Origin of the sequence: Mesorhizobium qingshengii, from assembly GCF_900103325.1 — a bacterium.
In the GTDB taxonomy this organism is placed as follows: Bacteria; Pseudomonadota; Alphaproteobacteria; order Rhizobiales; family Rhizobiaceae; genus Mesorhizobium; species Mesorhizobium qingshengii.
Window position 1 is genome coordinate 1 of record NZ_FMXM01000059.1, and the last position, 6,424, is coordinate 6,424.

The 6,424-nt window shown below is 61.8% G+C and carries 4 protein-coding genes; 3 read left to right on the forward strand and 1 reads right to left on the reverse strand.

The annotated features are described in order from the left end of the window. The 3 genes from BLS48_RS33810 to BLS48_RS36715 form a co-directional block, all read left to right on the forward strand. Positions 1-540: helix-turn-helix domain-containing protein (locus BLS48_RS33810; protein ID WP_143019588.1), on the forward strand; the 540-nt coding region annotated here is incomplete at its 5' end. A gap of 156 nt (positions 541-696) precedes the next feature. Then, a complete protein-coding gene (locus tag BLS48_RS33815; RefSeq protein ID WP_091586624.1) occupies positions 697-1,053 on the forward strand; it encodes a hypothetical protein in 357 nt (118 codons plus the stop codon). An 819-nt stretch (positions 1,054-1,872) separates the two neighbouring features. Further along, complete coding sequence (locus BLS48_RS36715; protein ID WP_091586626.1) at positions 1,873-4,548, forward strand: erythromycin esterase family protein; 2,676 nt, start codon at positions 1,873-1,875, stop codon at positions 4,546-4,548. Positions 4,549-4,965: 417 nt separating this feature from the next. Here the strand turns inward: BLS48_RS36715 and BLS48_RS33825 are convergent, their stop codons facing one another. After that, a complete protein-coding gene (locus BLS48_RS33825) occupies positions 4,966-6,348 on the reverse strand; it encodes an IS1182 family transposase (protein ID WP_091584264.1) in 1,383 nt (460 codons plus the stop codon). Positions 6,349-6,424: the final 76 nt, after the last annotated feature.

Consider the following 6,424-nt stretch of genomic DNA (forward strand, 5'->3'; position numbering starts at 1 on the left):
GCCAGCGCGGAGATCTATGCCCACGGGGAGAAGGCCGGAGCCGTCTATCAGATCGAGTTCGGCGCCGTGCGCGTCTACCGCCTGCTTGCTGACGGCCGACGGCAGATAAGCGCCTTCCACCTGCCTGGAGAGACATTCGGCTTCGAAGCCGACACGACGCACCATTTCTTCGCGGAAGCAATCAATGCCACGGGTGTCCGCGTCTTCCGCGTCACTGCTGGAACGGACATGTCCCATCAGTTGTTGCCATTGGCGCTCAAGGGCTTGACCAGAGCTCAGGAACACCTGCTGGTCCTCGGTCGTCAGAACGCCATCGAACGTGTCGCCGCCTTCTTGGTCGACATGGCCGAGCGGCAAGGCGGGTTGCGGCAGATCGAACTGCCCATGTCGCGCATGGACATCGGCGACTATCTCGGACTCACCATTGAGACGGTCTCACGGGTTTTCACCCGGCTGAAGGACAAGGGCGTCATTCGACTGCTCGGCCTACGAAGTATCGAGATCGTCAAGAGCGACGCCCTTCAAGACATGTGCGAATGACTGGACCTCGTCCAGCACATGGCGCTGAAAGCTAGGAGATCACGCAGGTAGCTCGACAGTGGGGTACGAACCGTCGGCAATGTCGACATTGACCGTGATCGGACGAAGCATTGGCCTCATCTATTTGGCGAGCGCACTGCAATCGGAGGTGACGCCATGAAGAAAACCGGACTTCAGATTATCAAGTTGGCAGTCTCGGCCACTGTTGCCGTGGCGAGCATCGGTATCGGTGTTGGATTGTCGGCGCTGTTGACCGGTTCCGACCTTCGTCAACATCAGCTTCATCCGGTCATCCGCGTTTCAAGGGCCGACGCCAGGATTTGGGAAGTGGCTCAACCTGACAAACCGTACGAACCGCCGCCGTCATCCAGTGCCCGCTTGCTTTTGATGGCCCGGCTTTTGCCGAGTTGGGTTCGCATTCTGTGCGAGACGAACACCGGCAAGGAGAATTGCTCGAGCAGGGGTCTGGTCATCCCGCCGAACAAGGCCTCACGGATTCGCGAATGGCTGTAAGCGCCGGTCGGTCTCGGCTTTGACGCCATGCATAGCCTGCTATCAAATCGTGCCCTCGCTCATGGATCGTGGGATGGACTCTCGACGTCAGCTTTTGCTGCCCCTGGAACCCTCAGCCATTCGTGCAGGAAGTTGATCCGGCTGTCTTCGTCCTTTTCAGGCCAACGAAAGACTAGCGAGCAACACCGCGATCAAGATTGAAACGGGGACCGCGAGAAGCAGTCCAACCTCAACCAATCGCGTCTCCTTGTCGCCAAACATTGGGATCGCCCTATTCATGTTTTTCGTTCGAGTGAAGGCACCATTTGCCATGCAAACGCAACAGCAACCTCAAAGCCCCGTGCGCCAAAATATGTCGAAACGAGGCCTGCGCCATTGATCCAAATCAATGGCAATGCGGCGGGGCCTGGGAAGAATGTTCCTCAAATTAGGGAACTTCAATGCAGCACGAGGCGATTCATTTCCACTCTTCGAGGCGAGTGAATTTAGCTTGGCATGCACAACACCCGGCGCCTGCCGAAGCGACGTCCGAGGATGGCTTGGCGTGGCATCTAATGCATGCTGCTCGCTGCAACTGCCTTCAGCTTCCCACGGAAGTCGGACAGGAACTTGAGAGACGCCAGATCTTTGCATTCATTTCTGAGCCGGCGTGATCGGGGCGGGCATACGCTGGACGGTGCCTGCTGACGCATCGCCTCCTTCACGGATTTGAACAGGGCGGCCGAAAGACACCGCCAATTGTCGGCGCGACCGACTGGAAGACGATGCCTGTTGCGCGAAATCAATGTGGAGACGCCTGGGTCGGGTAGGATTTGTGTCATGACAGCGTCTAGCATCAGATTTGCCGATCGCCCCGATGCCGGAAGACAGTTGGCGGCGCGGCTGTTGCCGATGGGGCTGGACAAGCCGGTGGTCTATGCCCTTCCCCGCGGCGGCGTACCCGTCGCCTTGGAGATCGCGCGCGCCTTGCGGGCGCCACTTGACCTCATCCTTGTGCGCAAGATCGGCGCACCGGGCGCTCCAGAAGTGGCGCTAGGCGCCGTCGTCGACGGCGCGAATCCTCAGACGGTCATCAATGAGGAGGTGCGCCGACGCTCTGGCGCGGATGACATCTTCCTGGAGCGTGCCCGCGCACGCGAACTGGCCGAACTCGAGCGTCGCCGGTCTCGCTACCTGGGTAGCCGCCTGGGGGTGGACCCTGCCGGGCACACAGCGATCATCGTCGACGACGGCCTGGCAACCGGAGCGACCATGAAGGCGGCCATACTCGCGATGAAGCGGCGAGGAGCCAAAAAAATCTGCGTAGCGATACCGGTGGCGCCTGCCGAAGCTGTGGAGGCCATCGGCGAGCAGGCCGATCTGGTCGTATGCCTTCATCGCGCAGAGAATTTCTATGGCGTAGGCGGCTTCTACGACGATTTCCACCAACTGACCGACGAGGAAACGGTCGGTCTGCTGCGACAGGGTTGGGCGGAGAGCCCGGACGCCTCGCGAAGTTTACCAGCCGGTCTTGCGAAACGACAGGTTGCGGTGCCGCCGCTCGGCCTGGTGGGAGACCTCTGCGTGCCCGCCGATCCTCGCGGCATTGTCCTGTTCGCCCATGGAAGCGGATCGAGCCGGCTCAGTCCCCGCAACGTCGCGGTTGCGGATACGCTCAATGCCCATGGCTTTGCCACTTTGCTGTTCGACCTGCTGAAGCCAGTCGAAGCGCACGACCGGCGCAATGTCTTTGACATTTCCCTCCTGGCGGAGCGTGTGACCGAGGCCGCGCTCTACATCAGCAGCGAGCCCGACATCGCCGATCTGCCACTGGGTCTGTTCGGCGCCAGTACCGGCGCCGCAGCGGCTCTGCTTGCCGCGGCCGAACTCCGTAACCGCATTGCCGCGGTGGTGTCGCGGGGAGGCCGCCCTGATCTAGCCGGGACGCGGCTGGCCGAAGTCGCGGCGCCCACGCTGTTGATCGTTGGTGGTGAGGACCGCCATGTCCTCGAACTGAACCGGCAAGCTCTGGCGGCGCTGACCTGCGAGAAACTGCTGAAAATCGTTCCGAAGGCCGGCCACGTCTTCGAAGAGCCCGGCGCGCTCGAGACGGTCACGGAGATGGCGAACGCCTGGTTCCAGCACTACCTGTCGCCGGCCGCGCTGGAGCCCGCTCCAGTGGCGCCGTCGGTGGAGCCAGGCAAGCCCGCGCAGCCGGTGTCGATCATCAGTGCGCTTCGCGACGCAGTTGAGCCGCTGCCCGCTCCTGACGATCCGGCCTTTGCCAGTGCCTTCGACCGTTTTGCATCGTCACGTGTCGTTCTGCTCGGTGAGGCCTCTCACGGCACGTCTGAGTTCTATCGCGCCCGCGCCGCCATCACCCGGCGGCTAATCGAGCACCATGGCTTCACTGTCGTTGCCGTGGAGGCGGACTGGCCGGATGCCGCGGCGATCGACCGCCACATACGCCAATTGCCTTACCAGCCGACACGGGTGTCTCCATTCACCCGGTTCCCGACCTGGATGTGGCGGAATCGGGATGTCGACGACTTCATCGGTTTCCTGCGCCGGCACAACGACGCGAAGCCGCCCGAAGAACGGGTCAGCTTTCACGGACTGGATCTGTACAGCATGACTGCCTCAATCGCCGCGGTACTCACATATCTCGACCGCGTCGACCCTGCTGCCGCAGCGGAGGCGCGCGCCCGATACGGCTGCCTCGCGCCTTGGTCGCGGGAATTGGCGGCCTACGGCCGGGCGTCGCTGAGCAAGGGCTACGCGCTGTGTGAACTGCCCGTGGCCCGCACACTTGTCGATTTGCTGCAAAACGAGCTCCGGTATGCAAGCAGGGACGGTGAGCAGTTCTTCGACGCGACGCAAAACGCCCGCCTGGTCGCCAACGCCGAGCGCTACTATCGGGTCATGTACTATGGCTCTCACGAATCGTGGAACCTGCGCGACCGGCACATGTTCGAAACGCTTCAGCGGGTGCTTGCTTGGGCCGGACCGGACGGGAAGGCCGTAGTCTGGGCCCACAATTCGCATATCGGCGACGCCCGCTTCACAGACATGGGGGCTGAACGGGGCGAGGTCAACATCGGCCAGTTGTGCCGGCAGGCCTATGGCTCCGAGGTTGCGCTGATCGGTTTCGGCACCCATTCAGGCACGGTTGCAGCGGCTTCCGAATGGGACGCGCCCATGGAGATCAAGACCGTTCGCCCCTCCCGTCCGGACAGCTATGAGTGGCTATGCCATCAACTCGGCCACGAGCGGTTCCTGCTGGACCTGCGCCGAGGTCTTGAGAGTAGCCTGCGCAGCGCTTTGGCGCAGCCCCGACTGGAGCGCTACATCGGCGTCATATACCGACCCGAAACCGAACGCTGGAGCCACTACTCTTCAGCATCGCTTCCCGATCAATACGACGCTTTCGTGTGGTTCGATCAAACCCATGCAGTCGTACCGTTGCCGACCCAAGTCACGGCCGGCGAGGACGAAACATATCCATTCGGGCTCTAAAGAGACGCCGTCTGGCGTCTTTCGAAGCCACGACACATGACGTCATACCTACCGCCGCAGAGAGGTTCGATGCTCACGGTGGAAATCAGCGGGCACCTGCCGGCACTACAAAATTGTCCGCTGCGATCGCGTCGTAAGGAAGCGCTCGGTTGACCTGCCGACGGTGATCGGCACGCGCCAGTGAACTTGCCACCCTGCGCGTTGTCCCAGAGGAATTGGGCTGGACCACCATCAGAAGCGGAACGACCGCTTTTTTGTGTCGGCTTTGCCAAACCTGACAGTCCGGTTCCGACCCAAAGGCGACATCAGAACATCTGCTCGGTCAATGACCGCTTCTGGCGGATATTGTTGAAAAAGCCGGCCGCGTCTCGGCCACGACATCGACTGATGCTAGGTCGTGAGCAAACGCCTTCCGCCTCATGCCGGTTTCGGCATCGGCACCGGAATCAGCTTGGCGAGTTTCCTGAGGTTCTGGGCGGTGGCTGCCAGATGGAACTCGTCTCGAGCACCGTTTGGTCCTCGTAGTCGCAAGCGATCCAGCTTCAGGATGCGCTTGAGGTGCGCAAACAGCATCTCGACCTTCTTCCTCTCGCGACGCGAGGTGACATAGGCGTCGGTGGCGGCAATATCGCGGGCCATGTCCCGCGCACCCTCGTGGATAGAGCGTAGGATCTTGCGGGCTGGACCGTTCGGACAGCATCGAGGCTTGAGGGCGCAGGCGTCGCAGTCGAGCTTGCTGGCGCGGTAGCGCATGAAGCCCTCGTCGTCGACACCGTCGCGGGGTGAAGCGAACCGCCGACGATACTGCCTGAGCTCCTTGCCGCCTGGACAGGTGTAGAGATCGCGCTTGCGATCATAGCTGAACTCTGCCCGCTCGAAGGTCCCATCGCGACGCTCCGACTTGTCGAAGACCGGGATATGCGGCTCGATCCCGCGCTCGTGCACCAACCAGCCCAACATCTCGGCCGAGCCGTACGCGCTGTCGGCGGCCAGGCGTTCCGGATAGAGGCCGAAGCGATCCCGGGCGCGATCGATCATGGTGCGTGCCGCGCCGACTTCCGCCTGGCGTATGGCGCGGCTTGCCTCGACGTCCACGATGACGGCGTGATCCAGGTCGATCAGATAGTTGGTGGCGTAGGCGAAGAAGGCATGCCCCTTCATCGCTCCCGTCCACTGAGCCGCCGGGTCGGACCTCGATATGAACTTCGGCTTCACCTCGCTCGCTCCACCCCACGCGGCATCGTCCAACGTGTCGAGATACTCCTGTACCGAACGGCGTGTTGCCGCCATCGTCTCCCAGTCGACCTGCTCCGATCCCTCGGCAGAGCGCTGCTTGTTCGCGTCCGCCCTGATGAGGCTGGCATCGACGGCGAAGCCCTCGTTGCCGACGAGACCTTCTTCGATGCAACGGCGCACCGTCGTCTCGAAGAGTTCGCGCAGCAGATCGCTGTCGCGAAAGCGGCCGTGCCGGTTCTTCGAGAAGGTGGAATGATCGGGGACATCACCCTCCAGGCCAAGTCGGCAAAACCAGCGATAGGCGAGATGCAGATGCACTTCCTCGCAAAGCCGCCGCTCGGAACGGATGCCGAAGCAGTAGCCGACGATTAGCATCCGGATCATCAGTTCCGGATCGATCGAGGGCCTACCGATCTCGCTGTAGAACGGCCGCAGATGCGAGCGCAGCCCCGACAGGTCGACGAAGCGGTCGATCGAGCGCAATAGATGGTCAGCAGGGACGTGACCCTCGATGCTGAACTCGTAGAACAGCGCCTCCTGCATCACCGTCGGTTCGCCCATCATCGACTCAATCTCCTTGGCCAAGGAGATTGAATCCGTGCTTCAGAGCTGCTTCAAGCCTGAGTTTTTCAACACAATC